This is a genomic window from Afipia sp. GW821-FHT14H12, from assembly GCF_058803465.1.
Genome location: NZ_JBXAOZ010000001.1, coordinates 123,513 through 145,069 on the forward strand (window position 1 = coordinate 123,513; position 21,557 = coordinate 145,069).

A 21,557-nucleotide genomic window follows, 5' to 3' on the forward strand; every position below is an offset into this window, starting at 1 on the left:
AGATGAAGGATTTGCGCAGGCTCTTACGGCATGCGGGGCCGTTGCGAAAGGGCATAGTTCCTTATGAGCCACGACCGGCGAATTTCAGAAATGCGACATCATTGCGGCAACGCGCATGAGAAATATTTGTGCATGACGTGATGTGCCGAGGGCTGAACCGCACCCTCGAAACATGTTATTAACCGGCATCGTTTGAGGTCGGCGGCCTGTTGCCCCGTCTTGCGAGAAACCGATGATCTCTTTGCTTGCCAGAGTTCCACGCCAGATCCGGGCGGGGTGCGCTTTGCCTGCCGCGCTGCTGATGCTGTCAGCGGCGGCGGCGCACGCACGCGCGCAGGACGATGAGTCCAACCAGCCGACGCAGACCAAGGACGAGGCAGCAGCGGATGTGCCGGAGCCGACCGCGTTTGAATGGAGTCTGCTGGACCCCTCCATTCCGGTGACGATCGACAAGACGTATAAATATCGTGCGCCCGCGACGCTGTCCGGACCGAGTGCGAACTGGGACCGCACCGAGAAAGACGACGGCGGCTCCGCCGTCACCGTAAAACGGTCGGTGCTGCCGTTCTGGGACACCAAGGTCGGCGCCGACATGAACGTCGCGCCCGATGGCCCCGTTACTTCAGGCGAACTGCTCGCGCGTCAGGCGCAGGGCGATACGACATCGCTGCAATCCGGCGGCAGCGTCTGGGCGACCATGAGCGCGCCCGGCGTCGCCGGCATCTGGGACAAGACATCGCTCAATGCGCGGATCGATCCGTCCGCCGACCAGAACAAGATCGGCACCGCGATCAGCAAGACGATCCCGATTGACAACAACCAGTACGCCCTCACCGTACAGAATGGTTATGCCGTGGCGCAGCCGCTGGATACGCCGATTGCAGGCCTTGGGCCGCGCACGGGCCGCAGCATCGAAGTCGATCGCTCGGCGAAGCTCGAATTCCGCGAAACCGGCACGAGCCTGATCGCAGGCGAGACCCAGTCTTCTCTGGATAACAAATGGCTCGGCCGCGTCGGCGCGGAGCAGAAGCTGTTCGGCGGCGTCAGCATATCCGGCACTTATGCCCAGACCGCCGATGGCTTCGACAACAAGAGCCTCACCGCCGGATACAAATATCACTGGTAGCTGCATTCCCGAACGCCAGCGGGAACCCGTTCATTTCGCAATACGATGTAAATGCCGTCTTAATGCTGGCGCGGCTGCAGCCGTCATATCCTCTTGTCCACAAAAGGCGCGGACGATTACCCTACTCCTGCCTCGTTATGGTCACGATCCGTTGAAGTAATGCCGCCTCACCTTCGTCGTGCGGGGGACAACCGCTCGCAGGCCTTGCGAAAAGGAGAAAGCCGATGAACGCCATGCCGTCAGAAAAAATCGAAACCAACGAAATCGACGACAATCTCGCCGCCGTGACCGATGTCGAGGCCGGCATCCGCGATTTCGTCCGCAACGATATCGCCTACTTGCGCAAGACGCCTTCGATCCTGCACTCCGGCGATAGCCCGGATGCGGCCGCCGAGGCCACCGTCAACAACGTCAACACGCTGATCCAGCGTGTCGCCGGCGCATCCGCGAGCGAAATCGATACCCTGATCACCGAGCTCGAGAACCTTCGCGGCTTCATGCATGAAGAGGGTCAGCGCGTGCAGCGTGAGCTGGCGAGCTTCGCCCAGTTGAGCCAGACCGCGATGAAGTCGACCCGCATGATTGCCGACAGCATCGCACAGTGGAAGCGGCCGTCCGAGCAGTAGGACCCCGGTCTCACCCCATGATCGGCAGGGCCGCCCATCCATCCGGTGCGGCCCCGTCGCCGGTTTGAACCTGCCGCGTGTCTCGCGCGACTTAATGAATGCGCCATCCCGGCGCGTCATGCAGGGGTCAAACCGTGAAGATTATTAAACCCGACACCGCGGAGCCGATTCCGCTTCCCTCCTCAAAACAGAACATCGCGATCATCCTGATCCGCTTTGTGCTGTTTCTCGCCATCGCCGTCGTGGTGCTGTCGCTTGCCTACATCAAGTAACCAACGAAAAAGAACGCTGTTGCGGCTTTCTCCGGCGCATACGCCGTGCGAGAATTAAATCAAACGCAACAGGGGATTTGCGCATGTTTCAGATCAACGATCTTTTCCAGTGGGACCGTTTCATCACGCCAACGATCATCAAGACCTTTTACTGGCTGGTGATCGCGCTCGTCATTCTCGGCGGCATCTCGGGAATCTTCGGCGGGTTGCTGCAGATGGCGATCAGCCCGTTCGCCGGATTCATCATGGTGCTGATGGCGATCGCTGGCGTCGTCGCGGGCGTGGTGTTTTCGCGCATCGCTGCCGAATTCGTGTTGATCGTTTTCCGGATCAACGAACACCTCGGCGCCATCCGCGAACAGGGGCGCACCGACACGCAGCCGCGGTTCTGAACCGCGGCACGCCATTTCAATTACGTGTTGAACCGGAAATGCATCACGTCGCCATCGGCGACCACGTATTCCTTGCCTTCCAGCCTGAGTCTGCCCGCATCGCGCGCCCCCGCTTCACCGCCCAGCGTGACGTAATCGTCGTAAGCGATGGTCTCGGCGCGAATGAAACCCTTCTCGAAGTCGGTATGGATCACGCCCGCGGCACCCGGGGCCTTGGTGCCCTTGGTGATGGTCCAGGCGCGGGCTTCCTTCGGACCGACGGTGAAGTAAGTGATGAGGTGCAGAAGGTCGTAACCGGCGCGGATCAGGCGATCGAGGCCTGCCTCCTCCAGTTCGAGGGTCGAGAGGAAATCCGCACGCTCCTCGCGTGACAGCGTCGCGATCTCGGATTCGATCTTGGCGGAAATCACCACCGCGACCGCGCCTTCCTTCTTCGCATGCTCGAACACGGACTGCGAGAATGCGTTGCCGGTGGCGGCCGCGCCTTCCTCGACGTTGCAGACGTAAAGAACCGGCTTCGAGGTCAGGAGACCGAGCATGCGGAACGTCCGCTCCTCCTCCGGCTTGCGCTCGAGAAAGCGCGCGGGCTTGCCGTCACGCAACAGCTTCAGTGCGCGCTCGACGAGATCGAGCTGCTCCTTGGAGTCCTTGTCGCCGCCCTTCGCCTTCTTGCTCAAATTATCGACGCGCTTTTCGAGGCTTTCGAGATCCGCGAGCATCAGCTCGGTCTCGATGGTCTCGATGTCCGCGAGCGGCGCGATCTTGCCCTCGACATGGGTGATGTCGGAATCTTCAAAGCAGCGGACCACATGAGCCACCGCATCCACCTCGCGGATGGTCGCGAGAAACTGGTTGCCGAGTCCTTCGCCCTTGGACGCGCCCTTCACAAGGCCTGCGATATCCACGAACGTCAGTTGCGTCGGGATGATCTGCGCCGACTTGGCGATCTCGGACAGTTTGTCGAGCCGCGGGTCCGGCACCGCGACCGCGCCGACATTCGGCTCGATGGTGCAGAACGGATAGTTCGCCGCCTGCGCCGCCGCCGTTTCCGTCAGCGCATTGAACAGCGTGGACTTGCCGACGTTCGGCAATCCGACAATGCCGCATTTGAATCCCATGATATCCCCTTGATCGTCAGCGCCAGTTTACTTGTCGCTGGTGTCGTCCTTCGGACCGAATCCCTTGGCGTCCATCGCAAGATGGACCTTGTTCTGAAACGCAGAGTCTTTGCCCTGCGCAAGCAGCGCGGCGTTGTCGGACACGATATCGCACAATGCCTCGACCCAGGGCCGCTCCGCTTTCGCGAAATCGTTCAGCACATGGATGTGCACCAGTTCCTTGACGCCAGGGTGGCCCACCCCCATCCGCACGCGCTTGTATTCGTTGCCGACATGCGACGAGATCGAGCGCAAGCCGTTGTGTCCGGCGATGCCGCCACCGACCTTGACGCGAACCTTCGCGGGCGGCAATTCGATCTCGTCGTGGAACACCACGACATCGCTCTCGCCGAGCTTGAAGAAATTCGCAGCCTCCTGCACCGCGCGACCGGACTCGTTCATGTAGGTCGCGGGCTTCAGGAGAATGACACGCTCGCCATCCAGCACGCCCTCGGAGGTCTCGCCCTGAAAGCGACGGCGCCACGGTGAGAAACCGTGACGCCGCGCCATTTCGTCGAGAACCATGAACCCGATATTGTGCCGGTTGCCTTCGTACTTCGATCCGGGATTTCCCAGTCCGACGAACAGGCGCATGGCGCGGGCAGTCTTCTCTTACTTCTTCTTGTCGCCGCCGGCCGCAGGGGCCTTGGCAGCACCGGCTGCGGGAGCCTTCGCTGCACCAGCCGCGGGAGCCGCAGCACCGGCGGCGGGAGCCGCGGCACCAGCCGCAGGCGCCGCAGCAGCGGCTTCCGCAGCAGGCTTGGCTTCTTCGCCCATGCCCGACGGCGGCACGACGGTGACGAGCGTCACGTCGTCGCGCGAGACCGGTTTCACGCCCTTCGGCAACTGAACGTCGCTGAGGTGCAGCGAGTTGTTGATTTCGAGCTTGGACACGTCGACTTCGATGAACTGCGGAATCTGCTCGACATCCGCCTCGAGTTCGACCGTGTGGTTCACCATGTTGACCGTGCCGCCACGCTTCACGCCCGGAGAAACTTCGGCGCCCTTCACGTGCAGCGGAACGCTAACGCGGATGGTCGCGCCTTTGCCGAGGCGGAGGAAATCGACATGCAGCGGGAAGTCCTTCACCGGATCGAGCGAATAGTCGCGCGGAATCACGCGATGCTTCTGGCCATCGAGATCGATGTTGAACAGCGTGGTGAGGAAGTGGCCTGCGAAGATGTTCTGACGCAGAGCCTTGTCGTCCAGCGAAATCGTGACCGGCGGCTTGTTGTCGCCGTAAATCACCGCCGGCACGCGGCCGGCACGACGTTCAGCCCGAGCGGCCCCCTTGCCGGCCTTCGGACGAGCGGTCGCCTTCAATTCCTTGACGGTCGCCATAGTTGTAAGTCCTTGTTTTTACAAAATTTAAGGGCCGCAAACGCGGCCCGTTCGATCGTCGCGGCAAGCCTCCAGGGGTGCGGGGGCCGCGAACGAGCCGGTTCTTAGCCCCAACGGCCTGAAAAGACAAGGAATGGCGCGCGAAAACCGGGCCGAAACCATTCCAGGGCTCGGGAAAACTCCCATCGGCAAAAATTGGCTGAAAGGTAAAATTCTAAGGGTTCCGAAACGGTTTTATCGGAACTTTGCCCTAGGGTTCCGGTGCCGGAAGAACGCCTGGCCCGGCAAAGTGGGGTTCCAGAAGAGGCCAAGATGACGCTTGCATATAGGTCCGCCGCCAGAAGGCGCGTGCTCCTTGCATCCGACCGTAACGACCGCAGCGACGACCTGATCGCCATCCTGACCAAGGCAGGCGAGGTCGAACGCATGACCACCGCCGAGATGCCCGACGATCCGGATAATTATGCGGGCATCGTCATCGACATCGATCTGTCCTCGGTTCCAAGCGTCCAGACGGTTCGCCGCAAATTGACCGGCAAGGCCTATCAGGGCATGCCGCGACTGTTCGTGCTGTCGGATTCATTGCACCGGGAAGCGACCCAGGCCTGGTCGCTTGGCGCAACCGACACCATCCGCTGGCCATTCGATCCCAAGACCATCCTGCAGCGCGTTGCCCTCTCTTTCCCGCAAACGGAGGAAGAGACCAGCGCGAGCATCGTGCTCAGCGAAGGAATCTCCGCCGCTCAGGATGTGATGGTCCGCATTTTCGAAAAGCTGCCGACCGGCGTGCCGCTGTCCTACAGCGACATCGTCCATGCCGAGGACAAGATCCTGCGGGCATTGCGCCGCTCAAGCCTGCGCGAATGGCTTGTCGCCATCAACAAGCATCATGTTCGCAGCTACCGTCACACGCTGTTCGTCACCGGCTATGCCGTCGCCTTCGCCCAGCATCTCGGGATGCGCAATGAAGACCAGCGTCGCCTCGCCCGCGCAGCCCTGATCCACGATGTCGGCAAGGCCTACATTCCGGCCGCGATCCTCGACAAACCCGAGGCGCTGACACCGGACGAAGAAGCAGAACTCGCCAAGCATTCGCAGATCGGTCACGACGTGCTCAAGGCGCATGGCGATTTTCCGCCGGAGATGCTCGACGTGGTGCTGCACCACCACGAACTGCTCGACGGCAGCGGCTATCCGCAGCAACTGAGCGGTGATCAGATTTCGGATATCGTGCGTATGATCACCATCATCGACATCTTCGCGATGCTGGTCGAGGATCGCGCCGACAGCCCCCCGATGTCGCATCAGGATGCTATCGCGGTGATGGAACGGATGCAGACGCAGATCGACCAGCCCCTGCTCCAGGCGTTCCGCCCGGTGGTGCTGGCGGCGTAACGGCTTTCCTGCTTTCCGCTAGCCGCCGCCGAGCTTGGCTTCGAGCGCGGCGATCCGCGCCTTCAGCGCCTCGTTCTCCTCGCGCGCGAGCCGCGCCATGTCCTTGACCACGTCGAATTCCTCGCGCTTGACGAGATCGAGATCGTTGAGGATCCGCTCGGCCTGATGCCGCACCACTGTGTCGATCTCGCGCTTGACACCCTGGGCGGCGCCGGCGGCGTCGTTCATCAGGCGCGCGACTTCATCGAAAAAGCGGTTGTTGGTCTGGGTCATCTTCATCTCCGATGGCGGCCACGGCCGGCTCTGAAGCACACAATGGGGATCGAAAGGCGCGGGCGCAAGCCGTCTCGCGGGGCTTTGATGCGATCGCGCCATTAACTTTCCATGCTTGATGGGCATGCTTGACTTCCCCCCATCACAGCGGCCATGACCGCATGACGTGATGATCGTCCACGGGGATCGAACCGCCGATGCTGTCCACCATCCTCCTTACCGCGACGTTCATCCCGCTCCTGCTCCAGTTTCCGGCCTTCGATCCGATCGCGATCAGGCTCGGGCCGCTCGCGATCCGGTGGTATGCGCTGGCCTATATCGGCGGCATCGTCATCGGCTGGCTCTATGCCCGCAGCATCATCCGCACCGAGAAGCTGTGGGGCGGCCGCGCGCCGATGACCACGCTCGATTTCGACGATTTCATTCTGTGGGTGACGCTCGGCATCATTCTCGGCGGACGCACCGGCTACGTGCTATTCTACAATCTCGATTTCTTCATCGCTCACCCGGCGCAGATTTTTGAATTGTGGAACGGCGGCATGTCGTTCCATGGCGGTTTCCTCGGCTGCGTCATCGCCGTGCTGGCGTTCGGGTATCACCGCAAGATTCCGGTGCTGTCGCTTGGCGATGTCACCTGCGCGGTCGGCCCCATCGGGCTGCTGCTCGGACGGCTGGCAAATTTCGTCAATGGCGAATTGTGGGGCCGGCCAGCCGATCCGACCCTCCCATGGGCGATGGTGTTTCCGACCGGCGGCCCGGTGCCGCGCCATCCGAGCCAACTCTACGAGGCCGGACTCGAAGGCGTGCTGCTGTTCATCATCCTTGCAGTGGCCATTCGCTGCGGCGCGCTGAAGCGTCCCGGACTCATCATCGGTATTTTCGCAACCTGTTATGGGCTTGCGCGCATCACCGGCGAATTTTTCCGTGAACCGGACCCGCAACTCGGATTTCTGTGGGGCGGTTTGACGATGGGAATGATATTGTCGGCCCCTATGATTGTGGCGGGGCTGACATTCATCGGCGTGGCGTTACGGCGCGGCGCGCGCAACAACGAGGCATCGTGACCGAGATCGAATACACGCCGTTCGAGCTTTATCTGCGCCAGTTGATCGCGACTGCGGGACCGATGCCGGTTTCGCGCTACATGCAGCTCTGCATGACGCATCCGGAATACGGCTATTACGTCAACCGCGATCCGCTCGGCCGTGGCGGCGATTTCACCACAGCGCCCGAGATTTCCCAGATGTTCGGCGAGCTGATCGGCCTGTGGGCGGCCTCGGTCTGGAATGCGATGGGCATGCCCGAGCGCGTCCAGTTGATCGAACTCGGTCCCGGCCGCGGCACCATGATGGCGGACGCGTTGCGCGCGATCCGGATTCTGCCTGCCTTCTTCGACGCGATCGACGTGCATCTGGTCGAGGTCAGCCCGTCGCTGCGCGCGATCCAGCGCGACACGCTCGCCGATGTCAAACCGTTTCAGTGGCATCATCAGCTCAGCGACGTGCCTGATGGCCCGGCGATCATTCTCGCCAATGAGTATTTCGACGTGCTGCCGATCCATCAGATGGTCAAGAAGGACACCGGCTGGCACGAGCGTATGGTGGACGTCGACGACGATATTTTCGTCTTCACCACCGCGCCCGAACCGACGCCGCGCTTCGAGGTCTCGGTGCCGCCTCATGTGCGCAACGCACCGAACGGCACGATCTTCGAGTGGCGCGAGACCAACGAGATCATGGCGCTCGCGCGGCGCATCCGCGAGTTCGGGGGCGCCGCACTCCTGATCGATTACGGCCATGTCCGCTCCGACGCGGGCGACACCTTCCAGGCCGTCGCCAAACACAAATACACCGATCCGCTGCGCGCGCCCGGCACCGCCGACCTCACCGCCCATGTCGATTTCCAGGCCCTCGCCGATGCCGCGCAATCGATGGGCGTGCTTGCGCATGGCCCCGTCGAACAGGGCACGTTCCTCGGTCATCTCGGCATCGAGACGCGTGCGCAAACGCTCATCAAGCATTCCGCGTCGCAAAGCGCGGGCGATGTCGCCAGCGCGCTGAAACGGCTGGTCGAGAGCGGCCCGAAGGCGATGGGCTCGCTGTTCAAGGTGCTCGGCCTGTCGCATCCCTCGATTCCAGCGCTCGCAGCGCTGTCCGATACGCCTTCATGATCGTCACATCGTCATTGCTGTCGGACCTGCCGGGGCTGCGTCACGCTTTCTTCACCCGCGAGGGCGGCGTCTCGGAAGGAATTTACGAGAGCCTGAACGGCGGACTCGGCTCGAAGGACGATACGGCGCGCGTCAACGAGAACCGCCGCCGCATGGCGAGTGCGCTCCATGTGCAGCCATCGCATTTCCTCACCGTCTATCAGGTGCATTCGCCGGATGTCGCGATCGTCACCGAGCCATGGCCGACGGATGAGCGGCCGCATGCCGACGCGCTGGTAACGCGTACGCCGGGATTGGCCATCGGCATCACCACCGCGGATTGTGGGCCGGTGCTGTTCGCCGATCCGAAGGCGCGGGTGATCGGCGCGGCGCATGCTGGATGGAAGGGCGCGTTCGGCGGCGTGATCGAGGCGACGCTCAACGCCATGGAAACACTCGGCGCGCACAGAACCGACATTCGCGCGGCGATCGGCCCGCTCATCCGCCAGCCAAGTTACGAAGTCGGCGCGGAGTTCGTCGAACGCTTCACCGCGACCGATGCCGATAACGCGCGTTACTTCATCCCCTCGTCCCGGCCCGATCACGCGATGTTCGATCTTGCCGGTTTTATCCGCACACGGCTCGAACGCGCCGGGATCGAAGCCATCGGCGATGTCGGCCTCGACACCTATGCCGACCCGCGCTTTTTCAGCTACCGCCGGACGACACACCGCGCCGAGCCCGACTACGGGCGCAACATCCACGCGCTGGTGCTGGATTAACCACGCTCCCACGACCGCCGGTCTGCCCTAGACGTTAATGCATTTTAACGATATCGGTTTGGCCCACGGCGCGACAGACGCCGGTTAGGGAAGCGATTTTTGACGCCTTCAATCCTGACGATGGCAGCGGAGAAGCTTGGTTGGGCGAAAAGGCCTTGCCAGCGAAAAGCTTTTGCCTGGCTGGCGCTTGGCGCCTTGGCGGTGCTGACCGCAGGTTGCACGGCCGAAGGACCCAGCCCGACGGCCTCGCAGGGATTCGGCCCGACCGTCGCCTTTGAATCCGTCGATGGACCGCCACCGCAGGTGTTCCAGCGCCTCGTGAAGGTGCTCGAGACCGAGGGGGCTACCCGCCATATTTCCGTGGTGTCGCGAGAGGCCAACCCGACCTACCGGGTGCGCAGCTATTATGCGGCCCAGGTCAAGCGCGGCACCCATAACGCCTCCATCGCATGGGTCTGGGATGTCTATGCTGGCGACCAGAGCCGCGCCGCCCGCCTCAGCGGCACCGAACCCGCGGGCGCCGCCGGAGCCGATGCCTGGGATGCCGCCAGCGATCAGGTTCTGCGCAGGATTTCTCAGGCCGGCCTCAGCGGGCTGACCAATCTGGTCAATGGCGGCGCTGCGCCGGTCCAATCGGCTCCGCCGGTTCCCGAGACTGCCGGCCCCGCCGTGGCGGGCCTGCCGGCCACCGAGACGCCGGAAACGGGCGCGCCCTCCCAGGCACTGGCCTTCAGCGGCCAATAGATTCCGGGATTCAGCGGGAAAAATAACGCACGTCTTATTGCCAGCGGCGGTATGCGCTTGTTATCACCCCGGCAACTGAAAGAGCCGGGTAAACAGGGGCCTGCCGACATGCTGACGAGCGTAGGAACGAAGACGCGGGACAAAGCCTCTGCGTCGGCGAAGAACGGTTCGATCAAGCTCGTCACCGGCAATTCCAACCCGGCGCTGGCCCAGGCCATCTCCAGCTATCTCGACCTGCCGATGACAAAGGCCGTCGTCCGGCGCTTCGCCGACATGGAAATCTTCGTCGAGATTCAGGAAAACGTACGCGGCTCCGACGTGTTCGTGGTGCAGTCTACGTCCTACCCGGCCAACGACCACCTGATGGAACTGCTCATCATCATCGACGCGCTGCGCCGCGCCTCCGCGCGACGCATCACCGCGGTGATCCCGTATTTCGGCTACGCCCGGCAGGACCGGAAAGTCGGCTCGCGTTCGCCGATCTCCGCAAAGCTTGTCGCCAACCTGATTACGCATGCCGGGGCCGACCGCGTGATGACGCTCGACCTGCATGCCGGACAGATCCAGGGCTTCTTCGATATCCCGACCGACAACCTCTATGCCTCTCCGGTGATGGTGAAGGACATCCGTGACCGCTTCCAGCTTGAGAACGTCATGGTGGTGTCGCCCGACGTCGGCGGCGTGGTCCGCGCACGCGGCCTCGCCAAACGCATCAACGCGCCGCTCTCCATCATCGACAAGCGCCGCGAGCGCGCTGGTGAGTCCGAGGTGATGAACGTGATCGGCGACGTCTCCGGCTACACCTGCGTGCTGGTTGACGACATCGTGGACTCCGGCGGCACGCTGGTGAACGCGGCCGACGCGCTGCTCGCCAACGGCGCCAAGGATGTTTACGCCTACATCACCCATGGCGTGCTGTCCGGCGGCGCGGTTGCCCGCATCACCGCATCGAAGCTGAAGGAGCTGGTTATCACCGACTCCATCGAGCCCACCGAAGCGGTGCGCAACGCCCCGAATATCCGTTCGCTCCCGATCGCGACCCTGATCGGCGAGGCGATCGATCGCACCGCTTCTGAAGAGTCGGTGTCGAGCCTGTTCGACTGAACGGCGCCCCTCGCAGCCCTTCCCTTTCTGCCAATCCGGTTTGCATGGCCTCCGCCGCGCGCCGCATCGAGTCATCCGGACGGCACCGGCGGGACTCGCATGACGCGAAATTTTCGCGCCGGAGTCGCAATCGCCGATTTGATTCCGGTTTGTTCTCTTTTCGCCTGTTGATGACTTCATTTTTTTCCCGAATGCCTGTGGAACGAGTCGCCGTTCGATTGCGCCCGAGTCGCAAATCACAGATCAATTCTCGTGCACCTTCGGACGGCCTGAACGACAAAGCCGGTTCGGATTTGTGGCGACGATGATCGTCAAACCGTTTTTGCATCTCGTTCCGCGTGCACCAATCGACAGGATGAAGCCAGCATGTCCCTCTTGGACATCACTCTCGATTCAACACCCAGCCCTCTCACGGTCGTCGAGGAAATCGCGGCCAGTAACGATCTTGCCTTCGAGCGCTCCGGCGAAGACGAAGTCACCATCGTCTACAAGGGCCGCTTCACCGACTATCAGATCTCCTTCACCTGGATGCCGGAGATCGAGGCCCTGCACGTCGCCTGCGCCTTCGACATGAAGATTCCCGTCGCCCGCCGCGCCGAGGTGCAGCGCCTGATCGCATCCGCCAACGAGCAGATGTGGGTCGGCCATTTCGATCTTTGGTCGCAATCCGGCGTGGTGATGCACCGGCAGTCGCTGCTCCTGCCGGGCAACATGAGCGCCTCGAACGCGCAGTGCGAGACGATGTTCGAGACCGCTGTGATGGCCTGCGAGCGTTACTTCCCCGCCTTCCAGTTCGTGGTCTGGAGCGGCAAGACCGCTACCGAGGCAATGTCGGCGGCGATGTTCGACACGATGGGCGAGGCCTGAGCGGCCCTGCCCTCATGCCCGGGCTTGACCCGGGCATCCCTCACAAGACAATTTGCGAAGCGCATGATTACTGCGGCCATGCCGCAGCAAGTCCCGAGAGGCTGCTTCGATGACCACATCCACCAATGCACTCGCAAACCTGAACGGCTCCATCGTGCTTGCGGGTGCAGGCAAGATGGGCGGCGCGATGTTGTCGGGCTGGCTTGCGCAGGGCGTGGCCGCCGACAGGCTCGCGGTGATCGATCCTGCACCTTCGGATGACATCACGTCGCTGACCGCGAAGGGCCTGCGCATCAACCCCACGCAGCCGGGTGACGTCGCCGTGCTGGTGATGGCCGTGAAGCCGCAGATGTTCGCGGACGCGGCACCTCAACTGCGTACGCTTGTAAAGCCTGCCACGCTGGTGATCTCGATCATGGCAGGCGTGCCGATCGCGAAGCTCTCGCAGGCCTGCGGTGGCAAGGTGGTGCGGGCGATGCCGAACACCCCGGCGGCCATCGGACGTGGGATCACCGTCGCGGTTGCCGAGGCAGGCGTCGGCCAACAGCAGCGCGATATCGCCGATGCGCTGCTGAGCGCGACCGGCAGCGTCGAATGGATCGATGACGAAGCGCTGATGGATGCCGTCACCGCCGTGTCGGGCTCGGGCCCGGCTTACGTCTTCCTGCTTGCCGAAGAGCTTGCCCGCGCTGGTATCGCAGCGGGTCTTTCGCCGGAATTGGCCACGCGGCTTGCGCGCGAGACGGTGGCAGGCTCGGGCGAGTTGCTGCATCGCTCGGACCTGACGAGCGAGACGCTGCGCAAGAACGTCACTTCGCCCGGCGGCACCACCGCAGCCGCGCTCGAGGTGCTGATGGGTCCGGGAGGCTTTCAGCCGCTGCTGACGCGCGCCGTGGCCGCCGCGGCAAAGCGGTCCAGAGAACTCGCGAAGTAACTTTTACACCGGCACGCGCACCGCGGCGCGCAGGCCGCCGAGCGGGCTGTCGCCCAGCGTGATGTCGCCGCCATGCGCGCGGGCGATATCGCGGGCGATGGCAAGGCCGAGGCCGGTGCCGCCCTCGTCCTGGTTGCGCGCATCGTCGAGCCGCAGGAATGGCTTGAACACTTCCTCGCGCAGATGCAACGGAATCCCGGGGCCGTCGTCATCCACCGTCACCGTCAGCCAACGATCGTCGCGATAGCCGGTGATGGAAATCGTATCGGCGTGGCGCGCCGCATTGGACACCAGATTGGCCAGACAACGCTTGAACGAGGCGGGGCGCACCGTGACCATCGGATCGCCCTCGAAAGTCACGGTCGCCGGATGGCCGTGGCGCTCCGCATCGCCACGCAACTCCTCCAGCGCCTGCGCCATGTCGGTCGGCGTCGCCTGCTCGCCGCTGTCGCCGCGCGCGAAGGCGAGATAATCCTCCAGCATGCCGCTCATCTCGTCGACGTCCTTGCGCATGCCATCGGCTTCCGCGCCATCGCCAAGCAATGCCAGTTCGAGCTTGAAGCGGGTCAGGATGGTGCGCAGATCGTGGCTGACGCCCGCGAGCATGGTGGTGCGCTGTTCGATGCTGCGCTCGACGCGCTCCTTCATCTCCATGAAAGCCTGCGCCGCGCGCCGCACCTCACGCGCGCCGCGCGGCCGGAAGTTCGGCGCATCACGGCCCTTGCCGAAATTCTCGGCGGCATCGGCCAGATGCAGGATCGGCCTGATCTGGTTGCGCAGGAACAGCACCGCGACAATCAGAAGAATTGACGACGTGCCGAGCATCCAGAAGATAAATATCTGCGAGTTCGAGGCATAGGCCGCGCTGCGCTGGGCGTAGACGCGCATCACCGTGTCGTCGAGCTTGATACGAATTTCGACGAGATTGGAACGGCCCACCGTATCGATCCAGAACGGGCGGCCGATCTGCCGGCTCAGTTGCAGCGACAGCGCCTGATCGAGCAACGAGAAGAACGGCTTCGGGCCCGGCGGCGGCATGTCGTTCGGCGGCAGGAAATCCACCACGAGGCCGAGGCGGGTCTGCGCGATGCGGCGGAGCTGCACGCGATCCTTGTCCTGCGGATAGGTCTTGTAGACATCGATCAGCCCGGAGATGTCCTGCACCACCGCCGCCGACAGACGCCGCGTCACCGTGTTCCAGTGCCGCTCCATGAACACGAACGCGACCACCGATTGCAGGATCACCATCGGCACGATGATGATGAGCAGTGCGCGCGCATAAAGCCCCTTCGGCATCAGTTCCTTGAGGCCGCGGGCGAACCACTCGTTCAGCACCGACATGCCCCGGAGCAAGGGATGCAACACGGATTTTGCGGACTCGAGCATGCTCATGGCGAGGCGACGAGCCGGTAACCGATGCCGCGCACCGCTTGCAGGAACAGGGGATTGGCGGGATCGCGTTCGATCTTGCGGCGCAGGCGGTTGATCTGGACGTCGACCGCGCGCTCGTTGCCGTTGGCGCCGTTGCCGGTCAGCGCGCCGCGCGGCACGGTTTCACCCGGCGACGCCGCGAGGATACGCAGCATCTCGCGCTCGCGGTCAGTGAGATGAACAACCTCCTCGCCGTTGCGCAATTCGCCACGCTCCAGATGATAGACGTAAGGCCCGAACGCGACCGACTCCACCGTTTCCACCGCGACCGGCGCAACGCGTTTGAGGATGTTGGCGATACGTAGCAGCAATTCACGCGGCTCGAACGGCTTGGCGACATAATCGTCGGCGCCGATCTGCAGGCCTTCGATCCGGCTTTCCGCTTCATGCCGCGCGGTCAGCATGATGATCGGCACCTGCGAGGTTTCGCGCAAGCTCCGCGCGAATTCGAAACCGGTTTCGCCCGGCATCATCACGTCGAGGATCAGGAGATCGAAATGCAGGCCGGTCAGCTTGGCGCGCGCGGCCGCGGCGCTTTTCGCCGTGGTGACGCGATAGCCCTCGTTGCCGAGAAAGCGCGACAGCAGATCGCGGATGCGGCGGTCGTCATCCACCAGCAGCAGATGCGGCGCCTCATCGTTGATCGGCTTCAGCCTTTTTGCACCGGCTGCCGTTTCGTTCACGATCTCGTCCTCATGTCCGGGCCGCCGCCTTTGAGTATGACCTCAAGCACCTTGTCGGGATCATCATGATCGATGAGACCGAGCAGGAACTTGCGGACGCTCGAAGCACCCTCCGGGTCAAGCGTCGCGAGCGCGCGGTCGATGCGCCTGGTCTGGAGGCTCGCCAATTTCACCACCAGCGCTTCGCCCTTGGCGGTGGCGAAAAGAAGACGCTGGCGGCGATCGCTGTCGCCGGCCCGCTGGATGATATAGCCCTCGTCGAGGAGTTGCTTCAGGACCCGCCCGAGTGATTGCTTGGTGATGCGCAGAACCTCCAGCAGGTCCGCCACCTTCAGCCCAGGATAGCGCTGGACGAAATGCATCACGCGATGATGCGCGCGACCGAAGCCGAACTCCTCCAGCACATGGTCGGCATCGCCGACGAAATCGCGGTAGGCGAAGAACAGTAATTCGACGATGTCCCAGCGCACCTCGGGCGGCAGGGATTGGCCGCTCGAAAGCTCGGTTCTGATGGTTTTTAAATTTATGTCAGCCATGTTGACATATTTTGGTTTTACGTTACAAAGCAGGTGCCTTTCGCGAAACTTTCGGAAAAACTCCGGCGTTCCGTGAAGGTCTCGATAAATTACAGGGCGACGGCCCAATCTAGCGATTGATTGTCCGTCGGCCCGGCGCGAAACATACTGGACTTCACGGATTTCGCGAAATCGTAACGGCATGCGCGCTGGCCGTCCGGAACGACGCCAAGCGACAGACTGTATTGGGAGACAAAATCATGGGCGTGTCCTTCGACAAAATCGATGGCGCGGTCTTGCTGGAATTCGAAAAGCAACTCGCAGCGAATCCCACGCCCGCAAACGACCGCACGGCAAAACTCGCTGACCCTGGGTTTGGCCGCGTTTTCACCGATCACATGGCTGTCGTCCGCTACAACCACACGAAGGGCTGGCACGGCGCGCGCATCGAATCCCGCGCGAGCTTCGCCCTGGACCCTGCGACGGCCGTCCTGCACTACGCCCAGGAGATTTTCGAAGGCCTCAAGGCCTACCGGCGCGCCGATGGCGGCGTGAACCTGTTCCGCCCCGACGCCAACGCGCGGCGCTTCTGGAATTCGGCGGAACGCATGGCCATGGCACCGCTGCCCGAGCACGTGTTCATTGACGCCGTCGAACATCTGGTGCGCACTGACCGCGACTGGATTCCGGGTGGCGAAGGCAGTCTCTATCTGCGGCCCTTCATGATCGCCAACGAAATCTTCCTCGGCGTCAAGCCGTCCGCTGAATACATCTTCGCCGTGATTGCATCGCCGGTCGGCTCCTATTTCAAGGGCGGCCCTGCCCCCGTTTCGATCTGGGTCTCGGAGAACTACACCCGCGCGGCCATCGGCGGCACCGGTGCCGTGAAATGCGGCGGCAATTATGCCGCAAGCCTGCGCGCGCAGGCCGAAGCCATCGAGCATGGCTGCGATCAGGTGGTGTTCCTCGACGCGGTCCAGCGCCGCTACATCGAAGAACTCGGCGGCATGAACATCTTCTTCGTGTTTGACGACGGCTCGCTGCTGACGCCGCCGCTCGGCACGATCCTGCCCGGCATCACGCGGGACTCGATCATCACCCTCGCGCGAGAGGCAGGCAAGCTCGTGCGCGAAGAGCCCTACACGATCGATCAGTGGCGCGCGGATGCCGCCAGCGGCAAACTGAAGGAAGCCTTCGCCTGCGGCACCGCGGCGGTGATCTCGCCGATCGGCAAGGTGCATTCGGTGAGCGGCGATTTCGCGATCAACGGAGGTGCCGCCGGCCCGGTCGCGATGGGACTGCGCAAGCAACTCGTGGACATCCAGTACGGCCGCGCGGCGGATGCGCACAACTGGATCAAGAAGGTTTTCTGATCCATTCGCCTTAACAAGTTTCGAATGACGCCGCAGCCTACGCTGCGGCGTTTTCGTTTACCGGCACCAGTCCCAGTCGGGCGCGGCGCATCCAGCGTCCGATCATCGCGCAGGCGACGACCGCAAGGCCCGAGGCTAGTCCGATCCAGATGCCGGTACCGCCGAAGCCGAGCCTGAACGCGAACAGCAGGCTCAGCGACATGCCGATGCCCCAATAGCCGATGGCGGCGTAGACCATCGGCACCCTTGTATCCTGCAAACCGCGCAGCATGCCCGCGCCGACCACCTGCGCACCATCGAAGATCTGGAAGACCGCCGCCCACATCAGGAACGACACCGCGAGGCCGACGACGGCGGCATTGGCCGGATCGTTGAGATCGACAAAGGCCGCGATCAGCAATCGCGGCGCAGTCAGCATCAGCGCGCTCATTGCCGCCATGAAGGCGATGGCCAGCACAAAGGCGGTCCAGCCCGCGCGCGTGATTCCATCCGCATCGCGGGCGCCATAGGCAAGACCGACGCGCACCGTCGCCGCCTGCCCCACGCCCATCGGCACCATGAAAGTGGTCGATGCGATCTGGATCGCGATGGCATGAGCGGCGATGGCATCGGTGCCGAACTGTCCCATCAGGAACACGGCTGCGTTGAACACCGTGATCTCGAACATCACGGTCGCGCCGATCGGCAAGCCGACCCGCCACAGCGTCCGCAACCGCGGCCAGTCCGGCCGCCACCAATGGCCGAACAGGCGATAGCGGCGGAAACGCGCCGCACACATCACCACTATAACCATGCCCGTAAACAGAAACAGGTTGGAGAGCGCCGTTGCCGTGCCCGCGCCGCGCAGCCCCATCGCCGGAAAGCCGAAATGGCCAAACACCAGCGCGTAGTTCGCGGCGATATTGAAAAAGAACGACATGCCGGTGATGACCAGCGCCCACACCGGCCTCTCCAATGCGGCAACGAACGAGCGCAGCACGATGTAACCCAGCGAGGGCAGCACTCCCCATTGCAGATGGTGCATGAAGGCGGCAGCCTCCGCCGCCAACGTGGGATCGAGCCGGAACGCGATCAGGATCGCTTCCGCCTGCCACAGCAGAATCCAGCTCGGCACCGCGATGATCAGCGCGCTCCACAATCCCTGCCGGAATGTGCGGCGCACGTCCCGCACCATATGCAGCTTGCGGCCGATCGCGCTCGCCATCATCGGCGAGGTCGCCGTGAGCAGGCCGATTCCGAACAGCAGCACCGCGAGATAGAGATTGACCCCGAGGGTTGCTGCGGCGAGCGCCGTCGGCCCAAGACGCCCCACCACGATCACATCGGTCGTGGTCAGCGCGATTTGCACGAGATTGGTCAGCACCAGCGGCCAGCCAAGCGCGAGCATCGCGCGAAATTCATCGCGCCAGACTTCTCGCGTCGAGACGCTCTGGGGAGTTACGAAAAGCATGATCGTTGACAGATAGGCAGCGGGGGCGAAACTACAGCCATCAAGCCGCAGAATATCGCAACATCATGGCGGCCGGACTGCCGGAGGCTTGCCTTTCCCTATACCGCCGAGCGCGCTTTCCACATCTCGTAAGGGTCTTCACCTTCGATGCGAACCGGAATGTGAGTGGCCTTCACGGATTGTGCGGCCAGCGGCTTGGCCATCTCGGCATAGACTTTCGCCGTGGACAGGCTGTAAGGCTCGCCTTCCTCATTGGAATAAGCGTAGGCGAATTCCCGAATCCCGGTGAGATGCATGGCCGAGAGGCACATCGGGCAAGGATGGCCGCTCGCATAGATCGTGCAACCGTCGAGACGCGGACTGCCGAGCACGTGGCTGGCCACGCGAATGGCCTGCAACTCGGCATGCGTGGTCGGGTCGCCGGTCTCGAGAATCTCGTTGACGCCGGTTGCAATCACCTTGCCATCCTTGACTAGCACCGCGCCGAACGGGCGCCCGCCCTTGCGGACGTTCTCACGCGCCAGTTCGATGGCTTCGCACAGGAAGCGTTTTGCGTCTGGCATGTCGGCCTCCTTGAAATCAGATCAGGCTAAATCCTGCGCGCCGACCCAGAACACCTCGCCTTCCGACTCCTCGGTGTCGAGCCAAAGCAGCGGCAGGGTCGGGAAAGCATCCTCCACCGCCTCGCGGCAGCGGCCGACCTCGCAGAGCAGGCCGCCATTCGGTGTGAGGTGCGCAGCTGCTTCATTGATAATCCGCCGGACGATGTCGATGCCGTCCGCACCGCCGTCGAAGGCGAGTTTCGGCTCGTGCCGGCATTCCGGCGGCAGCGAAGCCATCCCCTCCGCGTCGACATAGGGCGGATTGGAGATGATAAGGTCGTAGCGTTCGTTGCCGAGCGGCGCGAACAGGTTGCCCTTGTGCAGCGAGATGCGATCTTCGAGGCCGTAGTCGGCAACGTTCTTCGCCGCCACCGCGAGCGCATCCTTCGAGAGATCGACCGCATCCAGCGTCGCATTGAAGAAAGTCTGCGCCGCCAGAATGGCAAGGCAGCCCGAACCGGTGCACAGATCGAGCACACGCCCGACGCTGCCCGGATCGTCGATCAGCGGCATTTCGCTGTCGCCGCTGAAATGTGAATCCAGCAATTCGCCGATGAAGGAGCGCGGCACGATCACGCGCTCGTCGACATAGAACGGCAGCCCGCGCATGTAGATCTTGTTGACGAGATAGGCCACGGGCTTGCGCGTGCGCACGCGCTGACCGATCAGGCCAAGCAGTTTTGCGGCTTCCGCCTTGGTCACCCGTGCCTGCGCGAATGTCTCGAACTGCTCGGGCGCAAGATGCAACGCCTCGGTGACGAGGAACGCCGCCTCCGCCACCGGATCAGTGGTGCCATGCGCGAACACCAGTTCAGCCTCGTTGAAGCGGCTGACCGCATAACGCAGGACATCCAGCAGCGTCAGCAATTCGCCGGGCTTGGCAACAGGAGCAGCCTTGATGCGCGTCGCGACCTTAACACGCGGCGCAGCCTTGCGGCGCGACACAGCACGCGTCGCCTTCGTCGTCTTGCGTGCCATTATTTGCGCCCCCAGCGCGAGGTCGCTGCGTCGTCAGCGCTGTGTGCCTCGACCCAGACACCTTTGGTTCCGGACAGGCGCTTTTCCGATTTCCAGAACGGCGCGTTGGTCTTGAGATAATCCATCAGAAATTCCGCCGCCTGAAATGCCGCCTCGCGGTGCGGCGATGCCGTCAGCACCAGCACGATATTGTCACCCGGCGTAACAGTGCCGAAGCGATGGATCACGGTGACGCCGGACAACTGCCAGCGCTTGCGCGCTTCCTCGGCATGACGGCGGATCTCGGTCTCCGCCATGCCGGGATAATGCTCCAGCGTCATCTCCGAAATCGCCAGATCGTCATCGCCGCTGCGGCAGATGCCGATAAAGCTCACCACCGCGCCAATGTCCGGGCGGTTCGCAGTCAGCATTCTGGTTTCGAGCGCGACATCGAAATCGTCATGCTGCACGCGAACTGTGATCGGGATGGTCATCGTGATGGCTCAGCCGCCGGTCATCGGCGGGAAAAATGCGATCTCGCGCGCGCCCGCAATCGCCGCGTCCGGTTTGACATGGGTGTGGTCGATGGCGGCGCGAATGATCGCGGGCTTCTCGAAGGCGCGGGCGTATTCCTCGCCGCGCTGCGTCAGCCAGCCGATCAGGTCACCGACCGTACGGATGGCGGCGGGCGGATCGATCGTCTCTTCCGCCTTGCCGATACGCTCGCGCACCCATGCGAAATAAAGAACCTTCATCACTCATCCTCCACCAGATGATGGATGCCGGAACGGAAATAGTCCCAGCCGGTATAGAGCGTGACGAGAGCCGATATCCACAACAGCGTGATTCCGATCGGGATGGTCGGCGGCAGGATCGCCTCGCCCGCCTCACCCGCGATCAGAAACCCGATAGACACCAGTTGAACAGCGGTCTTCCACTTCGCAAGCTGCGTCACCGGGACGCGGACATGGAGCGCCGCGAGATATTCGCGCAACCCCGAGACCAGAATTTCGCGGCACAGGATCACGATCGCGGCCCATAGCGACCAGCCCTTGATGGTCTCGTCCGCCGCCAGCATCAGAAGGCACGACGCCACCAGCAATTTATCGGCAATCGGATCGAGCATCCGCCCGAACGCGGATTGCTGATTCCACATCCGCGCGTAATAGCCGTCGAAGAAATCGGTGACCGCGGCAATGATGAAGACCGCGAGCGCGACCCAGCGCAGCCACAAGGGCCCGTTGCCGATCGACTGGGCATACATGCAGGCGACCACGATCGGCACGGCCGCGATCCGCGAATAGGTCAGGATATTCGGCAGCGCAAACGAGTGTTTGAGCGGCTTGCGGGTGGTCACACTGGACATGGGCACGATACCAATACT

The 21,557-nt window shown here is 63.0% G+C and carries 26 protein-coding genes; 13 read left to right on the forward strand and 13 right to left on the reverse strand.

Features of this window, described 5'->3' with window-relative positions; all coding sequences use genetic code 11:
* The first annotated feature begins 232 nt into the window (after positions 1-232).
* The 4 genes from AC1RNA_RS00620 (at position 233) to AC1RNA_RS00635 (ending at position 2,416) form a co-directional block, all read left to right on the forward strand.
* Positions 233-1,126, forward strand: coding sequence for a hypothetical protein (locus AC1RNA_RS00620; RefSeq protein ID WP_009339932.1), 894 nt, complete (start codon positions 233-235; stop codon positions 1,124-1,126).
* 224 nt (positions 1,127-1,350) lie between these two features.
* On the forward strand, positions 1,351-1,752 hold the full coding sequence (locus tag AC1RNA_RS00625) for a hypothetical protein (RefSeq protein ID WP_009339931.1): 402 nt from the start codon (positions 1,351-1,353) through the stop codon (positions 1,750-1,752).
* 134 nt (positions 1,753-1,886) lie between these two features.
* Positions 1,887-2,024 carry a hypothetical protein gene (locus AC1RNA_RS00630; RefSeq protein WP_009339930.1) on the forward strand — a complete coding sequence of 46 codons (138 nt, stop codon included), beginning with the start codon at positions 1,887-1,889 and terminating at the stop codon, positions 2,022-2,024.
* An 83-nt stretch (positions 2,025-2,107) separates the two neighbouring features.
* Positions 2,108-2,416: a DUF4282 domain-containing protein gene (locus AC1RNA_RS00635; protein WP_009339929.1), complete on the forward strand. Its 309-nt coding sequence runs from the start codon at positions 2,108-2,110 to the stop codon at positions 2,414-2,416.
* A 20-nt stretch (positions 2,417-2,436) separates the two neighbouring features.
* On the opposite strand, the gene ychF is transcribed toward AC1RNA_RS00635, so the two are convergent.
* From ychF to AC1RNA_RS00650, 3 genes are read right to left on the reverse strand one after another with little or no spacing between them, the layout of a single operon-like run.
* Positions 2,437-3,534, reverse strand: a complete 1,098-nt coding sequence (ychF, locus tag AC1RNA_RS00640) for a redox-regulated ATPase YchF (RefSeq protein ID WP_492949881.1) — start codon at positions 3,532-3,534, stop codon at positions 2,437-2,439.
* Between the two features lie 27 nt (positions 3,535-3,561).
* Positions 3,562-4,167, reverse strand: a complete 606-nt coding sequence (pth, locus tag AC1RNA_RS00645) for an aminoacyl-tRNA hydrolase (protein ID WP_009339927.1) — start codon at positions 4,165-4,167, stop codon at positions 3,562-3,564.
* 18 nt (positions 4,168-4,185) lie between these two features.
* Positions 4,186-4,914: a 50S ribosomal protein L25/general stress protein Ctc gene (locus AC1RNA_RS00650; protein ID WP_009339926.1), complete on the reverse strand. Its 729-nt coding sequence runs from the start codon at positions 4,912-4,914 to the stop codon at positions 4,186-4,188.
* Positions 4,915-5,226: 312 nt separating this feature from the next.
* Here AC1RNA_RS00650 and AC1RNA_RS00655 point away from each other — a divergent pair, with 312 nt between their 5' ends.
* Positions 5,227-6,309, forward strand: a complete 1,083-nt coding sequence (locus AC1RNA_RS00655) for an HD-GYP domain-containing protein (RefSeq protein WP_492949882.1) — start codon at positions 5,227-5,229, stop codon at positions 6,307-6,309.
* An 18-nt stretch (positions 6,310-6,327) separates the two neighbouring features.
* Here AC1RNA_RS00655 and AC1RNA_RS00660 read toward each other — a convergent pair whose 3' ends face one another.
* Entirely contained in the window at positions 6,328-6,582 is a 255-nt protein-coding gene (locus AC1RNA_RS00660; protein WP_009339924.1) for an accessory factor UbiK family protein, read from the reverse strand.
* Between the two features lie 230 nt (positions 6,583-6,812).
* On the opposite strand from AC1RNA_RS00660, the gene lgt reads away from it, so the two are divergent.
* The 7 genes from lgt (at position 6,813) to proC (ending at position 13,162) form a co-directional block, all read left to right on the forward strand.
* Positions 6,813-7,646, forward strand: coding sequence for a prolipoprotein diacylglyceryl transferase (gene lgt / locus AC1RNA_RS00665; protein ID WP_492951153.1), 834 nt, complete (start codon positions 6,813-6,815; stop codon positions 7,644-7,646).
* A gap of 62 nt (positions 7,647-7,708) precedes the next feature.
* Positions 7,709-8,752 (forward strand): class I SAM-dependent methyltransferase, encoded by a 1,044-nt coding sequence (locus AC1RNA_RS00670; RefSeq protein ID WP_492951154.1) that lies wholly within the window; start codon positions 7,709-7,711, stop codon positions 8,750-8,752.
* A complete protein-coding gene (pgeF, locus tag AC1RNA_RS00675; protein WP_492949883.1) occupies positions 8,749-9,513 on the forward strand; it encodes a peptidoglycan editing factor PgeF in 765 nt (254 codons plus the stop codon). Before AC1RNA_RS00670 ends, pgeF begins: the two co-directional genes overlap by 4 nt.
* Positions 9,514-9,633: 120 nt before the next feature.
* Positions 9,634-10,257, forward strand: coding sequence for a hypothetical protein (locus AC1RNA_RS00680; RefSeq protein ID WP_492951155.1), 624 nt, complete (start codon positions 9,634-9,636; stop codon positions 10,255-10,257).
* Between the two features lie 108 nt (positions 10,258-10,365).
* The gene (locus tag AC1RNA_RS00685; RefSeq protein WP_009339919.1) at positions 10,366-11,361 is read left to right on the forward strand and encodes a ribose-phosphate pyrophosphokinase; all 996 of its coding nucleotides are present in this window, start codon (positions 10,366-10,368) and stop codon (positions 11,359-11,361) included.
* Positions 11,362-11,727: 366 nt separating this feature from the next.
* Positions 11,728-12,228, forward strand: coding sequence for a type III secretion system chaperone family protein (locus AC1RNA_RS00690; RefSeq protein WP_009339918.1), 501 nt, complete (start codon positions 11,728-11,730; stop codon positions 12,226-12,228).
* A gap of 109 nt (positions 12,229-12,337) precedes the next feature.
* A complete protein-coding gene (gene proC / locus AC1RNA_RS00695; RefSeq protein ID WP_492949884.1) occupies positions 12,338-13,162 on the forward strand; it encodes a pyrroline-5-carboxylate reductase in 825 nt (274 codons plus the stop codon).
* Between the two features lie 3 nt (positions 13,163-13,165).
* Here proC and AC1RNA_RS00700 read toward each other — a convergent pair whose 3' ends face one another.
* From AC1RNA_RS00700 to AC1RNA_RS00710, 3 genes are read right to left on the reverse strand one after another with little or no spacing between them, the layout of a single operon-like run.
* Positions 13,166-14,503, reverse strand: a complete 1,338-nt coding sequence (locus AC1RNA_RS00700; RefSeq protein ID WP_492951156.1) for an ATP-binding protein — start codon at positions 14,501-14,503, stop codon at positions 13,166-13,168.
* Between the two features lie 47 nt (positions 14,504-14,550).
* Positions 14,551-15,276 (reverse strand): response regulator, encoded by a 726-nt coding sequence (locus AC1RNA_RS00705; RefSeq protein WP_492949885.1) that lies wholly within the window; start codon positions 15,274-15,276, stop codon positions 14,551-14,553.
* The gene (locus tag AC1RNA_RS00710; RefSeq protein ID WP_492949886.1) at positions 15,273-15,812 is read right to left on the reverse strand and encodes a MarR family winged helix-turn-helix transcriptional regulator; all 540 of its coding nucleotides are present in this window, start codon (positions 15,810-15,812) and stop codon (positions 15,273-15,275) included. Before AC1RNA_RS00710 ends, AC1RNA_RS00705 begins: the two co-directional genes overlap by 4 nt.
* A gap of 239 nt (positions 15,813-16,051) precedes the next feature.
* On the opposite strand from AC1RNA_RS00710, the gene AC1RNA_RS00715 reads away from it, so the two are divergent.
* Positions 16,052-17,164: a branched-chain amino acid aminotransferase gene (locus AC1RNA_RS00715; protein ID WP_009339913.1), complete on the forward strand. Its 1,113-nt coding sequence runs from the start codon at positions 16,052-16,054 to the stop codon at positions 17,162-17,164.
* A gap of 37 nt (positions 17,165-17,201) precedes the next feature.
* On the opposite strand, the gene AC1RNA_RS00720 is transcribed toward AC1RNA_RS00715, so the two are convergent.
* From AC1RNA_RS00720 to pgsA, 6 genes are all read right to left on the reverse strand, one after another.
* Positions 17,202-18,614 carry an MATE family efflux transporter gene (locus AC1RNA_RS00720; RefSeq protein ID WP_492949887.1) on the reverse strand — a complete coding sequence of 471 codons (1,413 nt, stop codon included), beginning with the start codon at positions 18,612-18,614 and terminating at the stop codon, positions 17,202-17,204.
* 98 nt (positions 18,615-18,712) lie between these two features.
* The gene (locus AC1RNA_RS00725) at positions 18,713-19,177 is read right to left on the reverse strand and encodes a nucleoside deaminase (protein WP_492949888.1); all 465 of its coding nucleotides are present in this window, start codon (positions 19,175-19,177) and stop codon (positions 18,713-18,715) included.
* Between the two features lie 21 nt (positions 19,178-19,198).
* Positions 19,199-20,194, reverse strand: a complete 996-nt coding sequence (prmB, locus tag AC1RNA_RS00730; RefSeq protein ID WP_492949889.1) for a 50S ribosomal protein L3 N(5)-glutamine methyltransferase — start codon at positions 20,192-20,194, stop codon at positions 19,199-19,201.
* The gene (locus AC1RNA_RS00735; protein ID WP_492949890.1) at positions 20,194-20,667 is read right to left on the reverse strand and encodes a molybdenum cofactor biosynthesis protein MoaE; all 474 of its coding nucleotides are present in this window, start codon (positions 20,665-20,667) and stop codon (positions 20,194-20,196) included. The genes prmB and AC1RNA_RS00735 overlap by 1 nt, the downstream gene beginning before the upstream one ends.
* Before the next feature lie 9 nt (positions 20,668-20,676).
* Positions 20,677-20,928, reverse strand: a complete 252-nt coding sequence (gene moaD, locus AC1RNA_RS00740) for a molybdopterin converting factor subunit 1 (RefSeq protein WP_009339908.1) — start codon at positions 20,926-20,928, stop codon at positions 20,677-20,679.
* A complete protein-coding gene (pgsA, locus tag AC1RNA_RS00745; RefSeq protein WP_009339907.1) occupies positions 20,928-21,539 on the reverse strand; it encodes a CDP-diacylglycerol--glycerol-3-phosphate 3-phosphatidyltransferase in 612 nt (203 codons plus the stop codon). Before pgsA ends, moaD begins: the two co-directional genes overlap by 1 nt.
* Positions 21,540-21,557 lie beyond the last annotated feature (18 nt).

Coding starts and splice junctions, on each gene's coding strand:
- AC1RNA_RS00620 (WP_009339932.1), top strand. CDS start 233: ATGATCTCTTTGCTTGCCAGAGTTCCACGCCAGATCCGGGCGGGGTGC.
- AC1RNA_RS00625 (WP_009339931.1), top strand. CDS start 1,351: ATGAACGCCATGCCGTCAGAAAAAATCGAAACCAACGAAATCGACGAC.
- AC1RNA_RS00635 (WP_009339929.1), top strand. CDS start 2,108: ATGTTTCAGATCAACGATCTTTTCCAGTGGGACCGTTTCATCACGCCA.
- ychF (WP_492949881.1), bottom strand. CDS start 3,534: ATGGGATTCAAATGCGGCATTGTCGGATTGCCGAACGTCGGCAAGTCC.
- pth (WP_009339927.1), bottom strand. CDS start 4,167: ATGCGCCTGTTCGTCGGACTGGGAAATCCCGGATCGAAGTACGAAGGC.
- AC1RNA_RS00650 (WP_009339926.1), bottom strand. CDS start 4,914: ATGGCGACCGTCAAGGAATTGAAGGCGACCGCTCGTCCGAAGGCCGGC.
- AC1RNA_RS00655 (WP_492949882.1), top strand. CDS start 5,227: ATGACGCTTGCATATAGGTCCGCCGCCAGAAGGCGCGTGCTCCTTGCA.
- AC1RNA_RS00660 (WP_009339924.1), bottom strand. CDS start 6,582: ATGACCCAGACCAACAACCGCTTTTTCGATGAAGTCGCGCGCCTGATG.
- AC1RNA_RS00670 (WP_492951154.1), top strand. CDS start 7,709: ATGCCGGTTTCGCGCTACATGCAGCTCTGCATGACGCATCCGGAATAC.
- pgeF (WP_492949883.1), top strand. CDS start 8,749: ATGATCGTCACATCGTCATTGCTGTCGGACCTGCCGGGGCTGCGTCAC.
- AC1RNA_RS00680 (WP_492951155.1), top strand. CDS start 9,634: ATGGCAGCGGAGAAGCTTGGTTGGGCGAAAAGGCCTTGCCAGCGAAAA.
- AC1RNA_RS00685 (WP_009339919.1), top strand. CDS start 10,366: ATGCTGACGAGCGTAGGAACGAAGACGCGGGACAAAGCCTCTGCGTCG.
- AC1RNA_RS00690 (WP_009339918.1), top strand. CDS start 11,728: ATGTCCCTCTTGGACATCACTCTCGATTCAACACCCAGCCCTCTCACG.
- proC (WP_492949884.1), top strand. CDS start 12,338: ATGACCACATCCACCAATGCACTCGCAAACCTGAACGGCTCCATCGTG.
- AC1RNA_RS00700 (WP_492951156.1), bottom strand. CDS start 14,503: ATGTCGGTGCTGAACGAGTGGTTCGCCCGCGGCCTCAAGGAACTGATG.
- AC1RNA_RS00710 (WP_492949886.1), bottom strand. CDS start 15,812: ATGGCTGACATAAATTTAAAAACCATCAGAACCGAGCTTTCGAGCGGC.
- AC1RNA_RS00715 (WP_009339913.1), top strand. CDS start 16,052: ATGGGCGTGTCCTTCGACAAAATCGATGGCGCGGTCTTGCTGGAATTC.
- AC1RNA_RS00720 (WP_492949887.1), bottom strand. CDS start 18,614: ATGCTTTTCGTAACTCCCCAGAGCGTCTCGACGCGAGAAGTCTGGCGC.
- AC1RNA_RS00725 (WP_492949888.1), bottom strand. CDS start 19,177: ATGCCAGACGCAAAACGCTTCCTGTGCGAAGCCATCGAACTGGCGCGT.
- prmB (WP_492949889.1), bottom strand. CDS start 20,194: ATGGCACGCAAGACGACGAAGGCGACGCGTGCTGTGTCGCGCCGCAAG.
- AC1RNA_RS00735 (WP_492949890.1), bottom strand. CDS start 20,667: ATGACCATCCCGATCACAGTTCGCGTGCAGCATGACGATTTCGATGTC.
- moaD (WP_009339908.1), bottom strand. CDS start 20,928: ATGAAGGTTCTTTATTTCGCATGGGTGCGCGAGCGTATCGGCAAGGCG.
- pgsA (WP_009339907.1), bottom strand. CDS start 21,539: ATGTCCAGTGTGACCACCCGCAAGCCGCTCAAACACTCGTTTGCGCTG.